Source organism: Embleya sp. NPDC055664, assembly GCF_053618075.1.
Genome location: NZ_JBSHGZ010000001.1, coordinates 376,613 through 394,459, shown reverse-complemented (window position 1 = coordinate 394,459; position 17,847 = coordinate 376,613). Strand labels below are relative to the sequence as shown.

The 17,847-nt window shown below is 66.3% G+C and carries 19 protein-coding genes; 18 read left to right on the top strand and 1 reads right to left on the bottom strand.

The window, feature by feature from the left end; translation table 11 throughout:
- Window positions 1–20: 20 nt before the first annotated feature.
- On the bottom strand, window positions 21–497 hold the full coding sequence (locus tag ACWGR4_RS01660) for an MmyB family transcriptional regulator (RefSeq protein WP_452128241.1): 477 nt from the start codon (window positions 495–497) through the stop codon (window positions 21–23).
- Window positions 498–1,311: 814 nt separating this feature from the next.
- On the opposite strand from ACWGR4_RS01660, the gene ACWGR4_RS01655 reads away from it, so the two are divergent.
- The 18 genes from ACWGR4_RS01655 (at window position 1,312) to ACWGR4_RS01570 (ending at window position 17,785) form a co-directional block, all read left to right on the top strand.
- Entirely contained in the window at window positions 1,312–1,713 is a 402-nt protein-coding gene (locus ACWGR4_RS01655) for a hypothetical protein (RefSeq protein WP_452128240.1), read from the top strand.
- Between the two features lie 752 nt (window positions 1,714–2,465).
- The gene (locus ACWGR4_RS01650; RefSeq protein ID WP_452128239.1) at window positions 2,466–2,597 is read left to right on the top strand and encodes a hypothetical protein; all 132 of its coding nucleotides are present in this window, start codon (window positions 2,466–2,468) and stop codon (window positions 2,595–2,597) included.
- A gap of 211 nt (window positions 2,598–2,808) precedes the next feature.
- A complete protein-coding gene (locus ACWGR4_RS01645) occupies window positions 2,809–3,372 on the top strand; it encodes an SAF domain-containing protein (protein WP_452128238.1) in 564 nt (187 codons plus the stop codon).
- Window positions 3,372–4,169: a hypothetical protein gene (locus ACWGR4_RS01640; protein ID WP_452128237.1), complete on the top strand. Its 798-nt coding sequence runs from the start codon at window positions 3,372–3,374 to the stop codon at window positions 4,167–4,169. The genes ACWGR4_RS01645 and ACWGR4_RS01640 overlap by 1 nt, the downstream gene beginning before the upstream one ends.
- Complete coding sequence (locus ACWGR4_RS01635) at window positions 4,166–5,533, top strand: CpaF family protein (RefSeq protein ID WP_452128236.1); 1,368 nt, start codon at window positions 4,166–4,168, stop codon at window positions 5,531–5,533. The genes ACWGR4_RS01640 and ACWGR4_RS01635 overlap by 4 nt, the downstream gene beginning before the upstream one ends.
- An 8-nt stretch (window positions 5,534–5,541) precedes the next feature.
- On the top strand, window positions 5,542–6,420 hold the full coding sequence (locus tag ACWGR4_RS01630; protein WP_452128235.1) for a type II secretion system F family protein: 879 nt from the start codon (window positions 5,542–5,544) through the stop codon (window positions 6,418–6,420).
- Window positions 6,408–7,313: a type II secretion system F family protein gene (locus ACWGR4_RS01625; RefSeq protein WP_452128234.1), complete on the top strand. Its 906-nt coding sequence runs from the start codon at window positions 6,408–6,410 to the stop codon at window positions 7,311–7,313. The genes ACWGR4_RS01630 and ACWGR4_RS01625 overlap by 13 nt, the downstream gene beginning before the upstream one ends.
- A gap of 26 nt (window positions 7,314–7,339) precedes the next feature.
- Window positions 7,340–7,594, top strand: a complete 255-nt coding sequence (locus tag ACWGR4_RS01620) for a hypothetical protein (RefSeq protein WP_452128233.1) — start codon at window positions 7,340–7,342, stop codon at window positions 7,592–7,594.
- A gap of 145 nt (window positions 7,595–7,739) precedes the next feature.
- Entirely contained in the window at window positions 7,740–8,111 is a 372-nt protein-coding gene (locus ACWGR4_RS01615; protein WP_452128232.1) for a TadE/TadG family type IV pilus assembly protein, read from the top strand.
- 2 nt (window positions 8,112–8,113) lie between these two features.
- On the top strand, window positions 8,114–8,617 hold the full coding sequence (locus ACWGR4_RS01610) for a TadE/TadG family type IV pilus assembly protein (protein WP_452128231.1): 504 nt from the start codon (window positions 8,114–8,116) through the stop codon (window positions 8,615–8,617).
- Entirely contained in the window at window positions 8,614–9,063 is a 450-nt protein-coding gene (locus ACWGR4_RS01605; protein WP_452128230.1) for a pilus assembly protein TadG-related protein, read from the top strand. Before ACWGR4_RS01610 ends, ACWGR4_RS01605 begins: the two co-directional genes overlap by 4 nt.
- Window positions 9,060–11,816, top strand: coding sequence for a hypothetical protein (locus ACWGR4_RS01600; protein ID WP_452128229.1), 2,757 nt, complete (start codon window positions 9,060–9,062; stop codon window positions 11,814–11,816). The genes ACWGR4_RS01605 and ACWGR4_RS01600 overlap by 4 nt, the downstream gene beginning before the upstream one ends.
- A 537-nt stretch (window positions 11,817–12,353) precedes the next feature.
- Window positions 12,354–13,103 carry a hypothetical protein gene (locus ACWGR4_RS01595; RefSeq protein WP_452128228.1) on the top strand — a complete coding sequence of 250 codons (750 nt, stop codon included), beginning with the start codon at window positions 12,354–12,356 and terminating at the stop codon, window positions 13,101–13,103.
- Window positions 13,104–13,296: 193 nt separating this feature from the next.
- The gene (locus ACWGR4_RS01590) at window positions 13,297–13,689 is read left to right on the top strand and encodes a hypothetical protein (protein WP_452134161.1); all 393 of its coding nucleotides are present in this window, start codon (window positions 13,297–13,299) and stop codon (window positions 13,687–13,689) included.
- 157 nt (window positions 13,690–13,846) lie between these two features.
- The gene (locus tag ACWGR4_RS01585) at window positions 13,847–14,179 is read left to right on the top strand and encodes a hypothetical protein (protein ID WP_452128226.1); all 333 of its coding nucleotides are present in this window, start codon (window positions 13,847–13,849) and stop codon (window positions 14,177–14,179) included.
- A gap of 1,055 nt (window positions 14,180–15,234) precedes the next feature.
- Complete coding sequence (locus tag ACWGR4_RS01580) at window positions 15,235–15,726, top strand: hypothetical protein (RefSeq protein ID WP_452128225.1); 492 nt, start codon at window positions 15,235–15,237, stop codon at window positions 15,724–15,726.
- A gap of 178 nt (window positions 15,727–15,904) precedes the next feature.
- Window positions 15,905–16,927, top strand: a complete 1,023-nt coding sequence (locus ACWGR4_RS01575; protein ID WP_452128224.1) for a DUF932 domain-containing protein — start codon at window positions 15,905–15,907, stop codon at window positions 16,925–16,927.
- 384 nt (window positions 16,928–17,311) lie between these two features.
- Window positions 17,312–17,785 carry a hypothetical protein gene (locus ACWGR4_RS01570; RefSeq protein WP_452131194.1) on the top strand — a complete coding sequence of 158 codons (474 nt, stop codon included), beginning with the start codon at window positions 17,312–17,314 and terminating at the stop codon, window positions 17,783–17,785.
- Window positions 17,786–17,847 lie beyond the last annotated feature (62 nt).

Genomic DNA, 17,847 nt, shown 5'->3' with positions numbered 1-17,847 from the left:
GAACTCAGGTCGTGGTGACCTCAGCAGTCGACGTCCCGCTCTGCCAGGGACCGGAACAAGACTGCGATCTGGAGGCCGTCGGGGAGTTCGGTCACGGTGCCGAGTAGGTGTACGTCGCCGTGGCGAGGGTGAATCGCGTATCGGTCGACGATGTTTCGAGGGGTGACTGCCGTTTGGGCGCGCCAGTACTTGGCTGCCTCGGGCAAGGCCATGAGTCGATCGAGAATGGCCGTCAGGACGGCGTCGTCGGGGTAGCGGATTCGCGTCTGGCGGATGTGGGCCACCGCGGTTGCCCGGACGTTGTCGAGGTCACGGATGCGCTCTTCGGCATCCTTTGTGAAGACCCACAGGGCTGCGTTGAGTGGCAGGTCGCCCGGAGTGGGATCCGAGAGGCCCAGCCATCGGGCGCAAGTCTCATTCGTGCCCAGGACGTTGCCGGCGTAGTCGAGAATCGCGGCCAGGTGGGGCTCGGCATACCGGAGCAACTGGCGGTGCACATCCGTAAGCGTGGTGGCCGGATGGACCGGAGCTGAGGGCGGATGACCCGTTGCGAGAAGGAAAAGGGTCAGATTGTCCTCCTCCGACATACGTAGTACGCGCGAAACCGAGCTGAGCAATTCGGCTGCGTCCGGAGCGTGTTCGCCGCTCCAGCGACGCGTACCACCTGGAACTCACCCCGGCCAGAGCAGCGACCTGGTCCTGACGCAGGCCGGACGCGCGCTGGCGCGTCGGTTCGGGAAGGCCGACGTCCGCAGGGCGCAAGCGGGCGCGGTAGGAGGTCAGTAGAGCGCGCAGATCCTCGCGACGCACGTCCTCACCGTCGATCTCCCCGTTCATGCAACCCCCCAGTCGATAAGTCTGCATTCAATAATTGAGCTTCACGCTAAAGAGAGGGTCGCTGGTTCCACAGGGCTCCGCTTTTGCCCTCCGGCGGCTCGGCGTGAATCGTGTTCCTTATGGTGCCACCTCTTCGATCTTTCTCCACATGAGATTCGATCCACGTGGCCTCGGGCAGGCGAGCAAGATCGGGAAAGCAAGATCGGGATGGCATAAACGAGGGCTATACCTTCCGCTTATCGGAGAGCACGATGGGACCGCGATCCTCGGAGATCGCCCAAGGAACTCGGGCCGACGGGGGCTTCGCAGAGGAAGGGGCTGGTCATGTGCACCCCGCGGTGTGGTCGGACGTTGTCGAGCCTGGCCTGCGTCATGGTGCTCGTGGCTGTGGGGGCTTGTACGAACGGTAGGTCCACACCCACCCCCGAATCCCGCACGACCTCTTCTTCGCCGCCGCCCGGCATGGCTCCGACAGTGGACCAGTCCGGGCAGGCCGCAGTGGCCGCGTACCGCGGGATGTGGGACGCCGTGGTTCGAGCGAAGGCAACCTCGGACGCGCAATCACCGGAACTCCGCCGATTTGCCTCCGGTCAGGCCCTCCAGTATTTCGTTCTCACTACCCAGGACGATCGCGAGCACGGCTTGGTGGCAAAAGGCGATGTGAAGATTTCACCGCGAGTGATTTCCACATCACCCACGAGAGTGTCGATCACCGATTGCGTGGATGCCTCGGCGTGGCTGCGCCATCGCGTTGTCGACGGACAACTCAAAGACGACACACCGGGTGGGCACCACAAGGGTGAGGCGTCCGTCGTCCTGACGGACGGGCGATGGCTCGTGGAGCAGCTGACGCTTGGTGGGGTGGGTACATGCTGACCGGCCGACGCTTCGTCCGTGCCGCCGTCGGCGGCGCCCTGGCAGCGTCCCTCCTGCTCTTGGCGACGTCACCGGCATCCGCAGACGACCCCATCCGTGGCGGCACCGGGGATGTGACCTGCCAAGGGAACACCTGCTCCCTGACGGCTCGAAGCCCTGCGCACGAAGGTTCGGGCGACTCCGGCACGATGCCGATCTCGCGGCCGGGAAGCGGGTCGTCCCGCTCGGAAACAGCGAGTGAGACGTCAGGGACGACGCCTTTGTCCATCCTGGCCTTGGTTCGGCTGCACGGCCCTCAGGCCATTTCGTTGCCGGGCGGCGTGCCCGCGACGCAGATGGTGGGCAAGGGCTTCCCCGCCGGCGCCCCGAGCGGAGCATCGGGGGCTGCACCGCCGGCCCCTCCGGATCCGGCGGTCGTTGCCCGGACCGCGATGGCGCAATTGGCCCTCCCCTCACCGGTGTTGAAGACGAGCCCGGCCGGCGAGCAGCTGGTGCATATACCGACTTGGTTGTGGATCTCGCCCGCGGAGTGGAGACCCGTTTCCGCGACAGCACAGGTCCCGGGCGTCTCGGTGACGGCGACGGCCACGCCACGGTCCGTCGTCTGGGTGATGGGCGACGGGAGTTCGGTGACTTGTATGGGCCCCGGGACCCCCTACAGCACAGTGGTCGATCCGGCGTCCCCGTCGCCGGACTGCGGTTACACGTACGCCCGATCTTCGGCCAGGGAGCCTGCTCTCGCGTACTCCGTCGTGGCCACGATCACCTGGGATGTGACCTGGGCCGGAGCCGGTCAGACCGGCGTGTTCCCGGGTTTGCAGTCCTCTGCTCAGGCTGCGTTGCGGGTGGCCGAGGTCCAGGCGGTCGTGATCGACGCGTCGTGACGTTTGCTCGTGAAGAAGAGTCTTGTTCACCTCAATGGAGCCGGATGTGGGCACCGAATCGGGATCAGCAGCTCGCCCATCGATGAACTCGCGGGCAGCGTCCGGTGGGCGAGCCGCCATCGATCACAAACCGCCTCGTGCCACGGGCCCGACGAAGGCGGGCCGAGCACTCCGCCGGCATGGGCGTCTGTGGGTCGGGGTGCTCGTGGTCGTGATCTGCACCTTGGTCTTCGCCCTTGTAGCCCAGAAGCTGGGCAAGAAGCACGAAGCCCTCGCATTGTCGCGGGCTGTGCCCGCCGGTCACCAGCTGTCGGCTGACGACCTGAGACCCGTATCCGTCGCCGCGGATGGCGGTGTCGGCCTGGTCTCGGTCAACGAGAAGGCATCCATCGTCGGCCGTATCGCCCTCGGCGCTCTGCCCGCCGGAACGCTCATCCAGCGCGACCTCTTGGGATCGGCCGACGCATACCCGCCGCCGGGCCATGCGGTGCTCGCGCTACCCGTGAAACAGGGCGGCCTGCCCGCGCTTCGACCGGGCCAGCGGGTTGCGATCCTGGACGGCGGCACCAGACAGCCCGGGAACACCGGCGGCCCGGGCGACGCGGATCGGTCCATTCCTGTGGTTGCCACCGTCATCGCCGTCGACGCGATGTCGGACAACGGCCCCGGGGCGGTCGTCAGCCTCCTGATGGAGACGGCGGCAGCTCAAGCGGTGAGTCGCGTCGGCGACCCGCGGTTGGCCATCCTGCCGTTGGCCTCGAACGAGGTGCCCTGATGAGAATGACAGTGCTGTGCTCGCTGACCGGCGCTCCCGGAGTTACGACGACCGCGCTGGCGCTCGCCACGGCTTGGCCGACAATTGCGTCCGAGGGTCGTGAGCGGTCGGCGCTCGACGTCGACCGGGTGCTTGTCGAAGCGGATCCGTCGGGTGGCGACATCGCCGCCTGGCTCGGGCTCTCGGACACGCCGGGGCTCATCGATCTCGCCGCGGCCACCCGGCGTTCGTTCGCCATGGGCGATCTCCTCGCCGCGGCCGGCCAGACGTTGACGGGGCAGTGTCACGGGGTTCTGGCGCCTGCGAGCGCGGCTCAGACCGGCGCCGCCCTGGCCTTCCTGGAGCAGGGCCGGTTCGCCGTACTCCGGCGGCTGGGAGCTCAGAGAACACTCTTCGTCGACGTCGGGCGTCTCTCCGCCGCTTCCCGTTCTCTGGCCGAGCAGGCGGACGTCGTCCTTCTGTTGAGCCGCGGCGGGGTGGACGCGCTCTCGCACGTTGCCGCAGAGGTCGAGGACTTCGCGAAGACGCGAACCCTTTGTCTCGTGGTCGTCGGTGCGTGTGCGTACTCGCCGGACGAGATCCGCAAGACGCTGGGCATCGATTGGGTGGGGCGACTTCCCTGGGATCCACTCGCGGCCACCGACATCCAGATCGGAAGAGGCGGCATCCGCCGCTTCCGTCGCTCCCGTCTGCCTGCCGCCATCGAAGTCCTGGGCGCGGACATGCTTCGCCGAGTCGAGTCGCTGCACTCACCCGACGCGCACATTCGTGCGTCCGGAAGGGCCGATACCGAATGAACGCCATGGACGACCCGGGTTTTCGTCTTCGGCAGCCACCAGAGGAGTTTGTGGACGAACGGGTGATCGCGCTGACCATCCGGCAGCGAATCGCACACCGAATGAGCGCATACACGCAGTCGTTGGAGGAAGCGGGGCTCCCTGCCCAATCCTTGGAGCAACAGCGAGACACGGTGCGCTCCTTGATCGGCGAGGAGCTGACCGCGGACGCCGCGGCTCGGCTCGGTGCCGGGAGCCCTCCGCTCTTCGAGGAAGTCGAGGAACGGGTCACCCGCATGGTGCTGGACGGCTTGTTCGGCCTGGGGGCCATTCAGCGGTGGCTGGATGACGACAACGTCGAGAACGTCATCGTCAATGGCTGCGACACGGTCTTCGTCCGCTACGCCGACGGCCGCAAGGAGAAGGTTCCGCCGATCGCCGGGTCGGACACGGAACTGATCGAACTCATCCGCGCCGTGGCTGCACGAACCGGCGAGGAGGAGCGGCACTTCGATCGTTCCTCACCGTGGCTGAACCTTCAACTCCCGGATGGATCACGCCTGTTCGCGGTCATGTCGGTCACGGAGCGAGTTTCGCTCTCGATCCGGCGTCATCGATACCCCCGCCTCACTGTGGCAAAGCTCCAAGAAATGGGGGTCTGCGACGAGTCCCTGGCATCGTTCCTGGCCTCGCTGGTGCGAGCGCGAAAGAACGTCATCATCGCCGGCGGTGTGAACATCGGGAAGACGACGGTGCTTCGCGGCTTGGCGGCCGAGATTCCGAGCCATGAAAGGCTCGTGACGATCGAGGACACCCTCGAACTCGGCCTAGACCACGACCGGGTCGCGCATCCTGACGTCGTGGCGATGCAGGCCCGCGAGCCCAACATCGAGCGCCAAGGGGCCATTGATCAAGCCGAGCTGGTGCGTTGGGGGCTGCGCATGGCGCCGGATCGGGTGATCGTCGGGGAGATTCGCGGAGCGGAGGTCATCCCCATGTGCAATGCCATGAGTCAAGGCAACGACGGGTCGTTGAGCACGATCCACTCGTCCACGTCCGCCGGTGTCTTCACGAAGCTGGGCGCCTACGCCGCGCAGAGCCCCGAGCGGTTGACTCTCGACGCCACGAACCTGCTCGTGGCGTCGGCACTGCACTTTGTCGTCCACCTGGGCTGGTCGGCGGACGGAAAGCGAGTCGTGGACTCCGTCCGGGAAATCGTCGGGTCCGATGGTCCTCAGGTGATCTCGAACGAGGTGTACAGACCCGGTCCTGACGGCCGTGCGACGCCGTCCACCCCGCCGCGCGCCGACACGCTGGACGAACTCATCGCGGCGGGACTCGATGCACAGGCCTGGTGGACCCCTAACTGGGGTGACTCCTTGTGAGGCCATACGTGTTCGTCTCGGCCCTGCTCGGTGCCGGCGTGGGGCTCGGGATCTTCCTGGTGCTCTCGGACCTGCGGTCCGCACACTCCTCGGCGGCCGACGACCGGCAAGGGCCGGGACGATTGGCCGCCGGAGTACGGGAAGTTCTCGGCCATCAGCGCCTGGTGGTGAGTGCGGTGGCGGCAGGTGTGGCGATGGGCGTGCTGACGGGCTGGCCGGTGGGCGGATTCCTGACGACGATCGCCGTGCTGTCGATGCCGCAGGTCGTTCGACCCGATCGCGACGCGAAGGCACGAACCGCTCGCATCGAAGCCATCGCCGTCTGGGCCGAGATGCTTCGGGACACCCTGTCGGCCGCAGCCGGACTTGAGCAGGCGATCCGCGCGACGGCCGACAGCCCACCGCCCGCCTTGGTCGAGGAGGTGCGCGGGTTGGCGGCCCGCATCGAGTCCGGGCAACGAACCGGCGATGCGCTCCGGGACTTCGCCGATGACCTTGACGATCCGACGGCGGACCTGGTCGTCGTGGCGCTGATCCTCGCGGCCGAACGACAGGCCAGGCAACTCGCCGAATTGCTCGGATCGTTGGCCGACTCGGCACGCGAGCAGGTGGTCATGCGGCTGAAGGTGGATGCGGAACGAGCCCGGGTGCGGACATCCGTGCGCGTCGTGATGGGGGTCTCCCTGGCCATGGCAGCCGGGCTGGTGCTGCTGAACCGCGGCTACCTTCAGCCCTTCGATTCCGCGGTGGGTCAGTTCACGTTGGCGATCGTCGGATCCCTGTTCGGAATCGCATTCGGATGGATGGCCCGTATCGCGAGGCTCGCGAAACCACGACGTCTGCTGACCGAAGCCGGTGTTCAGGGTGAGAGGGTGTGGCAACCGTGATCATCGCGGCGATACTCGGAGCCGGCTTCGGCGCCGGGACTCTCGTGATCCTCCACGCCCTGTATCCACCACGTATCTCGCTCCAGGACGCCCTCGCCGCACTGCACCGACCTCCGACGGTCGCGCCCATCGCGGTTCAGGAGGAGCCGGGCTGGGCGTCGCGCCTCGGCCGCCTGTTGGTGCCCCTGCTGCGGGCGCTGGGATTGCCGACCGAGGGTGTCGGTCGCGACCTGCGAGTACTCGGCCGAGATCCGGAGCGGCACTTGGCCGAGAAGGCGGCGGCAGGGCTCATGGGGTTGATGCTGCCTCCGGTACTTCTCGGCCTGATCGAACTGCTGGGCATCGTGCGCACGGGCATCACACTGCCTGCGGTTGTCACCGTCGGATGTTTCCTGGTCATGTTCACGGTTCCCGATCTCGCCGTACGATCCGCGGCCAAGGCACGACGTGATGACATGCGGAGCGCCTTGGCCGTCGTCCTCGACCTCACCGTCGTTTCGCTCGCGGGCGGGGCAGGTGTCGATCAGGCGCTCCGGGACGCAGCTGCTGTACCCCAAGGGTGGGCAGCCGCGCAGATCCGCCGGGCGTTGTCGACGGCAGCGATGTCGCGCATACCGCCGTGGGGCCCGCTGGGGCGACTCGGCGGCGAACTCGACGTCCAGGAGCTCCGTGAGCTCGCAGCCGCCGTCGCCCTGGCTGGCGCGGAAGGTGCACGCGTGCGAAAGTCCTTGGCCGCCAAAGCCGCCGGGCTTCGGGCTCGGCAATTGGCCGAAGCACAGGCCGAAGCCGTCGCGTCGACCGAGCGGATGACGTTGCCGCTCACGTTGCTCTTCGCCGGCTTTCTGCTCTTCATCGGCTTCCCGGCCATGAGTCATGTGATGTCCGGCCTGTGACGGTCGGAGGAATAAAGGAGGTTTCGATGGTGCGCACGACCAGGACGTGGAAGGGGTTCCAGGCGGCAATCAAACGAGCGATGTGGCGGATGACCCATGAGGACGACGGCTACACGACGGAGACCGTAATCGTCACGGCCTTGCTGGCCGCCGCAGCGATCGCCATCGTCGCGATCATCGTTGCCAAGATCACCGGCAAGGCGAACGGTATCGACCTGGGGCTTGAGCCTGTCGTGCAGTCGGGGACGACGATCGTGACGTCGATGTTGGCGCTCCTGTAGAGGATGACCAGCCATGTTGCGCCAACAGGCATCGAGTGATGGGCGACTTCGGGGCTTGGCGAAAGCACGCACCGGAGAGTCGGCTCCCGCCCGACACGGGATTCGAAGTCGCAACCGGTGCGGTAATGATGCGGGTGCCGTGTCGATGGAGCTGGTCATCGTCACCCCGGCGCTGATGCTCGTGATCATGCTGATCGTGCAATTCGCGATCGCTCTGCATGCCCAGCATGTCGCGCAGGCCGCGGCATCTCGGGGTCTTGCCGCTGCGCGTGCGGACAACGGCACCGCCGCTTCCGGGCAGGCCCGTGCCACGTCGACCTTGAATGCCCTGGGACACGCCGTGTTGCAGAACCCACGGGTGTCGGTTACGCGGGGGCCTGATCGCGTACGGGTCGTGGTCAAGGGGACCAGCGCCGCAGTGGTACCCGGCCTGCACCTGGGGGTCACAGGGATAGCCGAGGGTCCGGTCGATCGGTTCGTTCCGGATGCACCGGCCACATCACCGCGGAGGCGCTGAGCATGCTCTGCCGTCCATCGCGGCAACAGCCGAGAATCCGAAGGCGCGTGGGACGAAGGGACTCCGGATCGGTGACTGTGGAGTTCGTCCTCCTGTTACCGCTGCTCGTCCTCGTGCTGCTCCTGGTGGTCGCCGTGGGCCGTCTGGCGGGCAATCGGCAGGACCTTCACGACTCGGCTCACCAGGCAGCCCGAGCTGCGTCGCTCGCGCGAGATCCCGAGTCCGCTAGACAACGGGCGTTCGACACGGCTCACGCAACCCTCGACGGGGTCGGACGCGTGTGTCAGGAGTTGCAAGTCGACGTCGGAACCGCCGACTTTCGACCGGGGGGCTCGGTTCGGGTCCGAGTTGCGTGCACGGTCAGGCTGAACGATCTCATGCCCCTCGGACTGCCCGGAACGAAGACCCTGAGTGCCGAGGCAAGCAGTCCTGTCGACCGGTATCGAGGCAACGAGGTGACGGTTTCGGGGACGCGAGAGGCGTTCGGTTCGGTGGGGTCGAGATGAACCTCGTGGGGTGCAGGCATCGTTGCCCCGACTCCGGGCAGGTCACCGCCTTCGTGGCCGTGTTGATGGCGGTCCTGCTCCTGGCGGCCGGGCTTGTACTCGACGGCGGACTGGCGCTGGCAGCCAAAGCGGACGCGGTGGACGCGGCCCAGGACGCCGCTCGTGCAGGGGCCCAGGCCATCGATCTCGCCGCCGCCCGCGGCGGCGCCGTCTCGCTCGCCCCCGACCGTGGACGGCAGGCAGCGCTGGCGGCTCTGCGGGGAAGCGGCTATGAGGGAACCGTCGAGGTGAACGACAGACGGGTGACGGTCCGGGTGACTCATCGTCAGAAGACGCAGCTCCTGTCCCTGGCCGGGCTGCACGAGCTGACGGTCACGGCTACGGGGACGGCGGAGGCGCAGCATGGCGTGTTGCGGAACGAAGCCCCGGCCGGCGGCACGCGATGATGTTCGTTCGCCGAGCCCGACGCTTCGTCGCGCGGATGGCGGCGGGCTGTCGAGCGCTGCTCGTTGCCGGAGTCTTCACCGGCTTGGTGATCGGTGTGCCCTGGATGCTGGTGCGATGCGTCGGTGATCCGAATCCCTGGCCGGGAGGCTGGGGTTCCCCGTCGGAAGCGTGGGATCGCCTGAGCGCGCCGATCGACGACGAGGTGCTGATCAGGCTTCTTGCCTCCATCGCCTGGATTTGTTGGACCGCGTTCGTTGTGGACTCGGTCGTCGAACTCGCCTGGTACGTCAGGCGGCTGCCTGCGCTGACGCACCAGGCCGGCGCTCGGGCCGTCCACACAGGCCACCTTCGAGAGCTGCCTCCATACCGCGCCGTGGCCGCGCTGGTCATCGGTGGATTGATCCTCGCGGTCCTGGCGACGTGGCGTACGGCTTCGGCGACGGCGACGTCACCCGCGTCGATGGGAGGTGGAGTACCTCCGGGGGTCGTCGCGGCTGCGTCGTACTCGGCGTCGGAGTCGCAGGCTGAAGTCGCTACCTGGCAGCGAGCCCCCGCTGCTACGCGACGTGAGAGCCAAGGGGCCTTCACTTCGTATACGGTCCAGCCCGGCGACACGCTGTGGCTCGTCGCCAAAGCTCGCCTCGGTGATCCTTTGCGGTGGCCCGAGATCTACCGGCTGAGCAAGGAGGTCGTCCAGGAGGACGGGGCATCCCTGATCGACCCGGACCTGATCTACCCGGGATGGACGCTCCACGTACCGGCCTCCTCATCCACATCGACCCCGGCCACACCCCCGGAGAGCTCCGGGTCGGAACCGTCGCAGTCGGCCGATGAATCGGTGCCGTCCCGGACGCCACCTTCCGTGTCCGCGCCGCCGAACACAAGCGTCCCGATCGTTCCCGACAGCGGTCATGCCCGCTCTTCCGGGAAGGGCGGCGGCCATGGCTTCACTGTGACGGAGGGGACGTACGTCGGATTGGGCTTGGTCGGGGCGATAACCGCGCTTGCCTTCACCGTTCGACTGCGCAGGCGCCGGCAGTACGAACCGGGAAGCGGCCGTCGCGACGACCTGACCATGGCCCCGATCGTGCGAGCGATGCGCCACACCTACGAAGAACTTGCCTCGCCCGCCTCGATCGCGGTCGAGACCGAGGGAAGCGAGGATCCAGCCGTTGCGGCGCGCTCGCGGGCGGAGGCCTTCGCCACTCGGATGCGCACGAACGACGCTGCGGCGCTGGGCACACAGGACGGTGATCAGCGAACCCTGGATATCTTCCAGGCATCTGGATTGGGCCTGTATGGAGAAGGCGCTGCTGCGGCCACCAGAGCGCTCGTAACGGGCCTCCTGGCTGAACGGAGAGGCAACCGGCCGCCCGGCATCGAGGTCCTGATTCCCATGCCCGACGCCCGAGCCTTGTTCGGTGACTCGATCGCGACGTGGCCACGGCCCTCTCGCCTTCACTTGACGCCGGACGCGGGCAGTGCTTTGGACCTTGTCGAAGCCCAAATCCGCGCCCATTCGGGGCGGGATCTCCGGCGCGCAGACATCGATTCCCGCGCGGGATTGGTTCTCGTCGTCTCTCCCACCCGGGACGTGACGTCGCGCCTGGAAGAGCTTCTTGTGCGAGTTGCGCCTGGACGTCGAGTCGCCGGTGTCGTTCTCGGACGCTGGTCTTCGGGACATGACCTACACGTTCAGCGAGACGGGACCGTCAGTTCCGGAACAGCCGGCGACCTGATCGGCACCCGGTTGTTCACTCTGGGCAGTAACGAGGCACGCGCCCTACTGACATTGCTGCACGAGGCTGAGGACCCATCACTTCCGCGCCCGCGGCGCTCGCGGCCGAGAGAAGGTATCGAGAATGCAGACGAAGGACCCGAGGAGCCTGTCCCGGCCAAGGTTGATGGTGGCTCCCGAGTCTCCGACTCGTCCGGGTCGATTGCTTCTCCAACCAGGCGCGAGTCAACCTCCGAGGCCCCGGCCGAGCCGGTCGCCCGGCCAGGGCTCAACCTCATCGTCCTCGGCAGAATCCGCCTCGAACAGATCGGCTCCGAAGGCCGGCCCGACCTGACGGCGGCGTTTGCGCCGAAGCAGCTGGAGATCCTTGTCTACCTCTCCCTGCACCCCGACGGCGTCCGAGTAGACAGCATCGCGGCCGACATGTGGCCGACCGCACCGAGTGGGCGGCCGTCCAACTCTTTCCATGCAACGCTGAGTCAGCTCCGCCGATCGCTGCGCCGCGCGGTCACCGAGGTGTCGGAGGACATCACGGTGCACGAGGGCGGTCGGTACAGCCTGAACCGGCGACTTGTCTCCGTGGACCTATGGGAGGTCAGGGACTCCTTGCAGACGCTTCGGTCGACTGCGGACCCGGCGGTCCGTGCAACCGCCCTACAACGCCTGATCGACCACTACATCGGGCATCTCGCGCCGGAGTCGACCGGGGACTGGCTCGAAGCTCCACGCGAGCAACTGCGCCGTGACGTCCTCGACGCGTTGAGCGCCGAGGCGCGAGGTTGGACGGAGACCGATCCGGCCAAGGCGCTGGGGCTCCTGGAGCACGCTCGCCTGCTCGACCCGTACAACGAGCCCCTGTACCGAGCAATTGTCGAACTTCAAGCGGCACTTGGTAGGTACGATGAAATTCCCCGCACAGTAGGGCTGTTGACCACCAAGCTCGCCGAGATCGACGAGGAGCCGAGCTTGCACATCATCCAAGCGTGCGAAAACCTGCAGCGGTTGAGCGACTGAGAGCTTGCTCCCCGCAGGAGATCTTGAGTCCAGAATTCCCGAAAATGAAGCTAGCCGGCAAGCCTTCCAGTCGGTGGGCTCGGACTCTTTCCGATGGGGTATCCGATAATGTGGATACCCCATTTGCCGGCGAAATAGCAGGTCGGCGGACCGTCGGTCCTTCCTCGGCGCCGCGCGACTCGCTAGCCGGAAGGCTGGTCGGCAGTAGCTCGGGGATCGGGGCCGGGTAGCCTTCAGTCTTCGGCCCAGCAAGTTCAGTTCGGTGATTTTGCCGAGTTGGTTGACATGAATCTAGATATCCAAGCGAAGAATCTTTCATCCGGCTGCTTTATGGCATAAATAGCTCGTTCGGATTCGCCTTACCAATGATGATGTGGTCCTGTGGAAATCCCTTCAAATACATTGCCGGCAGCACTTGATTTCCTTTGTCGAAGCGAGATAATCGAAGTATCGGACGCCGCGCATCGGGGTGCGCGTCACGGATAGCCGGAAGTGATTGCAGTGGATCATTCCCTAGGCTCTGAAGAATCCGTTTGCATGGCGGATATCGTCACGCCCGAAGATTTCGCAGTGATTCAGCGGATGGCGCGCGGTTACTGCCGCCGGCTCGACGCGAGTCGGTCAAGGAAGCGCATGGACGGAAGCGCCACCATCACGCTTGGCGGGATGGGCAAGTACGGGACGGACGACGTCAGTGACGACGTGACCCAGGATGCAACGATTCGGTTCGCGGACCGACTCCGTCACATAGCCGCAACCTGCGAACCCTCGGCAGCTGAGGACGGCGCCGGCGGGCCTCAGGCTTGGACTTACGTGCGGCGGGATGGGGAGAAGATCATCGCGACGCGCGAAGGGATCATGTACTGGGCCGTTCGGGACGCCGCAGCGCGCGTCGGGTATCGGTCGGACATCAGGCCCAGCGAAGTTGATGGGTCTTTGGACGCACACTCCGGTCCTGGAATTCCGCATGTCGACAAGCTGTCTGCCATGGCTTTGGAGCCGGCATTGGCGGGGCGTAGTGCCGAGATCTTCCAAGCGGCATGGGGCAACGGCTCCGAATATCCGACACTGAAGTGTGCGCTGAAGATCGCGGAGGAAGCCGATGATCTCGGGCGCGCCGGGGTGATCGGCCGCACGGCGGAACGGATCTACGGAGGTCCGCGAAACTCTTCGTCCAAGATCCGACGCACGAGTGACGCCGCACGCAAAGAGCTGCGCGAACTGATCGGGCGACTCGACGAAGCCCGCGACGAAATGGTCTATCGCGGTATGAGGCACGAAAGCTAGGCGAGTGCCCCACGCAGGCCCGGCGGATGATCACCGCCGGGCCTGTTGCTGTGCAGGAGTCCGGCTTTCTTTCGACACGCCCAAATTACCCCGAAAATCATCGAGCAAGATCGGTATTCGGGGCTTCCCCTGGAACGTATTTAAGTGAAAGGGAAAGAGAGCGGGCAGTAAGCCCGGAAAGGACGAGGAAGCCATGCATATCCACGTCGGGCACAATGTGGCCGGCGAGCAGTCCGACCACGAACCCATGTGCTTTGATCGACTGGAAAGCGCACTTGAGGGATTCGCTCACGAACTACGCGACACACAAAGCGAGTTCTGGTACGACAGGTGCGAACGCGTCCACCGCGAGGGCAGCGACTCGGAATGGTGCGAGTGTCCGTGGTGTGACCTTGCGGCCACGGTCGAAGCCGTCCTGGCCGCCATCGCGGACGGCGACGTGGCGTACGCCTTGCGTTCGCACAGGTCTCGGGACGACGCCGAGTACACCTACGCCGTGGCTCTGTGCACTCCGGATGGCCCGGACGCGTGCCACTGGATCACCGTCTTGGGAACGACCCGGACGTTGTGCGTCCACGCGGACTGAAGCCCCACTGGGCGGTCGACGCCTGCCTTCCGGCCGCGCTCCGCCCACCGACGGACGCCCCGTACGTAGCCGCGCCCGTCGCCACGAACACCCGGGTGTCCCGCGATCGCCCCCGTGGGACACCCGGGGCCAACTGTTCACATCGCAAGGGGGAACGATGCTCGAAGCCGAACTCCCCGCGATCACGCACGTTTGGTCCTCCTTCGGACACCGTTTCATGAGCGACGGGTGCGCTCACGAAGACGGCTCCTCCTGCGAGACGTGCTTGACCTGCGGCGCCTGCTTCGAACTGCGCCGACGGCTCGACGATCCGACCGGTGGCGACTACCAGGCCGCCAACGGGGACGACCCGATCGAGTGCACCGGAGACGTCGCCATGTGCCACGGGGAAATGCCGTGTCAGGCCGACAACGGCAACCCGTGCAACGACGAACAGACGCCGTGCGCTCACCGGACGCACGGCTGCAATTGCCTGCTCTGCACCGGCTGAACAGGCTCGACAGCTCACCCCAACCAGCTTGCCATTCGGCACGGCCCGAACCCCGATCCGGGAGGAGGGCCGTGCCTCGTTCGTGCTGGAGACCACGCCATGCGCGCTATACGTACTCGCAGTTGGGATGTGTACAACGCCCTCGCTGCCCACGAACCGTTCAAGACTTACGGCGCTTTCCGGGCGGTATCCGGTCCACCGCCGACCCTGGGTCGCCTTCCGAACGTTTGGCGGCCGGCTGTCCAGGGGGCGCACCGGGACCGGATCACCTACACCGTCATGAGCTACCGCACCCCGATCGGGTGGGTGTTCAACGACGGGGCGATCGTGATCCCGGACGTGCACTACTCGACCACCACGACTCGTCATCAGGGACTGCTGTACGCCCTTTACGAGTTGAGGGGCAGCTTTCCGTCAAGGTCCCTGACGCCCGCGTCGGCGCCGCCCCGGGGGTTACGGCCCCAGACGTGGCGCCGGGCTGATTGCGGCGCGGAAGAGGCCCCTGAACCCCGGGAATCGGCATCTACGTGGGTGCCGCCGGATGAATCCGCGCCGATTGTCTCGCGCATTCGTCGAGCGTGCGAGCAGGCGGATCGAACGCCACCCGAACCGCTCGACTTCCAGGGACCTCCCTCGTTGGCCGGCGTCCCGGATCTCGCCTACATCGACACCGTCCCACCGCACCACAACGCGTGACGAGAGGCCGGTGTCCGGCGCCACGCCGGACACCGGCCCCCCGATCACGGGGAAAACCGTTGGAAGGTGGAACACACGTGATTCCCTCGCAACCCCTCAACCGCCACACGCTGACGGACGCGGAAATGGATGAGATCCGGAACGCGATCGACGGAGTCGACTCGCCGGACGCTCTCGCGGAAGTCACGCTTCGGGCCGTCTTCACTCCACTACTGAAGCCCTTGGGCGAGTCGCTGGCCGGCTACGGTCCGGCACACCGGTTGCACGTTCACCAGTTCGCGATTCCGGCCACTCAGTGGCACATGATCGTGGGTGCGTGCACAGCGAAGGCCGACGTGTTCGGGGCTCGGATATCGGTCATGTCCGATGTCGTCCGGATCATGCCGTATCCCGAAGTCGAGCCGATGACGTACGACGACGAATCGGCCGACTATCCGGACGAGTTCACCGTCACGATCACCCGCGACGCCGCCGAGACGATCGACGCCTGCACCGTCTACTGCGCTCATATCGCGAACGCCTACGGGACGGAGGACACGGGCTACCGGGTCACCGTCGCGAGTTGGCTGGGCAACCTGTCGCGAGTGTTCTCCACGCCTGCTCCCGCGCCGATCCGGATCATCGCGTCCGACGAGTTCTCACTGCGCGTCGAGACCACGCAGGGGACTTGCACGCTCGTCTACCACCCGGAAGCCCGTCGGTGTGCGGTCGACGGTTGTCTCGCGGTGATCGAGGACGACGGTTCGGTGTGGACGTACCGAGCGGACGATCCGGTGTGCCCGGACGGAGATCACCTACCGACGTTCCCGATTGACGCGCCGCATCCCGCGACGTGGGCCATAGAGGCCTGACGGAAGCCACCGACCGTACGTATCTGCGTCGGGGCGTTGGGCCGCAAGGCCGCTCCGAGACGTCGGGTGTGGCGGCCCGAACAACGCTGTGCCGGGCCGCCACGCCCTGAACCTCATCCGCGCGACGCGACGCGCGCCGTTGTTCCGAGAAACACCCCAACAGTGAAGGAAAAATCGCATGTCCAAAGAGACCTTGGAAGATCTCAACCGCAACACGTTGATCGGATTCACCGCGAGCCGGGGCACGGCGTGGCACTACCGGTCCGACTTGCAGAGCACCACGCCCAATCACTACCCGGGCGCCGTTCCCGTCGACGACGTCAAGCGGCGCCTGTTCGACTGGGAAGCCGTGTCCAACGTGATCTACGTCGAGAACCCCATCACGGGCGGGCTCGATCAGGTCCCGGGTCGGCAGGCCATCCTGCGCAGTGACACAGGCGCAGTCCTGGGCCTGTTCGCCGAGGGCTACCAGCCGCATCCGTACAAGGAGTGGTTGGTCGACACCGTCGCCCGCCTCCTCGACAGCGATCTCTCGATCGGCTCCGCCGGACTCCTCCGGGGCGGCGCGGTGGCCTGGGTCTCGGTCGAGGTTCCCGAGTCGATCACAACGCCGGAAGGAGTCGAGTTCCGGCCGCACTTGCTCGCGGGGACGAGCTTCGACGGATCGATCGCCACGACGTTCAAGCGGATCGTGACCAACGTCGTGTGCGACAACACGATGGCGGCCGGCCTCTCCGAGATGGGTCAAGAGGTCAGGATCAAGCACTCCCGGTACTCCCAGCTTCGTCTGGGCGAGGCACGGGACGCCTTGAACATCGTCTTTCGCATCGCGGACGACTTCGCCGCCGAAGTCTCGCGACTGTGCGGGGTGTCCGTCACGAACAGGGAGTGGGACGCCTTCCTCGACGCACACGCGCCGCTCCCCGAGGAGCCCGGCCGCGGTCGCACCTTGGCCGAGCGGAAGCGGGACGTCCTGACCACCCTGTGGGAGGAGGACGACCGGGTCGCCCCGTGGCACGGCACCGCGTACGGGGTGCTTCAGGCGGTGAACACCTTCACCCATCACGAACAGGTCGTCCGCGGCGCCCACCGCGCGGAGCGCAACATGCTCCGGGCCGTCACGGGCGGCGTCGACGAACTGGACCGAACCACGCTCGACACGCTGAGCGGCGTCCTCGACCGACCCGTGCTTGCGGCGTAAGGCACTCCGAGCGCGTGATGCTCCCCTGCGGAGCATCACGCGCTCGGCCGTCGACGAGCACCGCGACGGACCCACACGGTCCGGCAATCCGAAGCCGCTGGCCGCCGGCCCAAGACTCCGACGGATTTACGCTGGGCCGCCCTCTGGGGCAGGCTGCTGCGCAGCGTTGAAGACTCGTCAGCCGGAGGTGGCCGTGAACGAGGACCGGCAGGCGCCGCTGCGAGGGACGCCCCGCCCTGCGGCGTTCGAACCCGTAGCAGCTCTGTGGCGCAGCCAATCGCTGGCGGCACACTCACGGCGGCGGTCACTGGGTAGCCAGGCGAGCGTATGCCCGTTCGTCGAAGAGCTCGTCCGCCAGGATCGGGGACCACGATGACACCGGACATGATCGGCCTGCTGGAGAGCGTCCTCGACCGAGTCCAGCGTGCAATCCTCGCCCACGATTGCCCGGCGATCGCAGCCCTCGACGGACCAAAGCCGCTGATCCTGTCCGACTACGACTACCTGCGTGACGAGGCCACGGCCAACGCCTTCGAACACCGAGTGGCCGAACAGGTAAGAAGCACCAAAGCATCCCGCTGGGTACTCGCCGTGCCCCTCGTGTGGTTCGAATCCTCCGCCGGCCTGTACGTCCGAGCCGTATCGAACCTCCCGCTACGCGCCGGCGAACAGGAAACAATCACGTGGACGGCATACGACAGTGCAACCGGCGTCGACTACGGCCGAACGCCCTACACCCGCCGCCCAAACGGCGCCCCGATCTTCGACGACCCCGAAATCGTCACCGTTGCCGTTCAAGCCACCGAGAACATGCCAGGAAGAACCCTGCTTCGCCTATTGACCGAGGGCAGAAGTTGAATCTGAGGCTTGAACGGAGCGCTGGCACGGCGGTTGACGCTTCGCTCTGAAGAATCCACCTG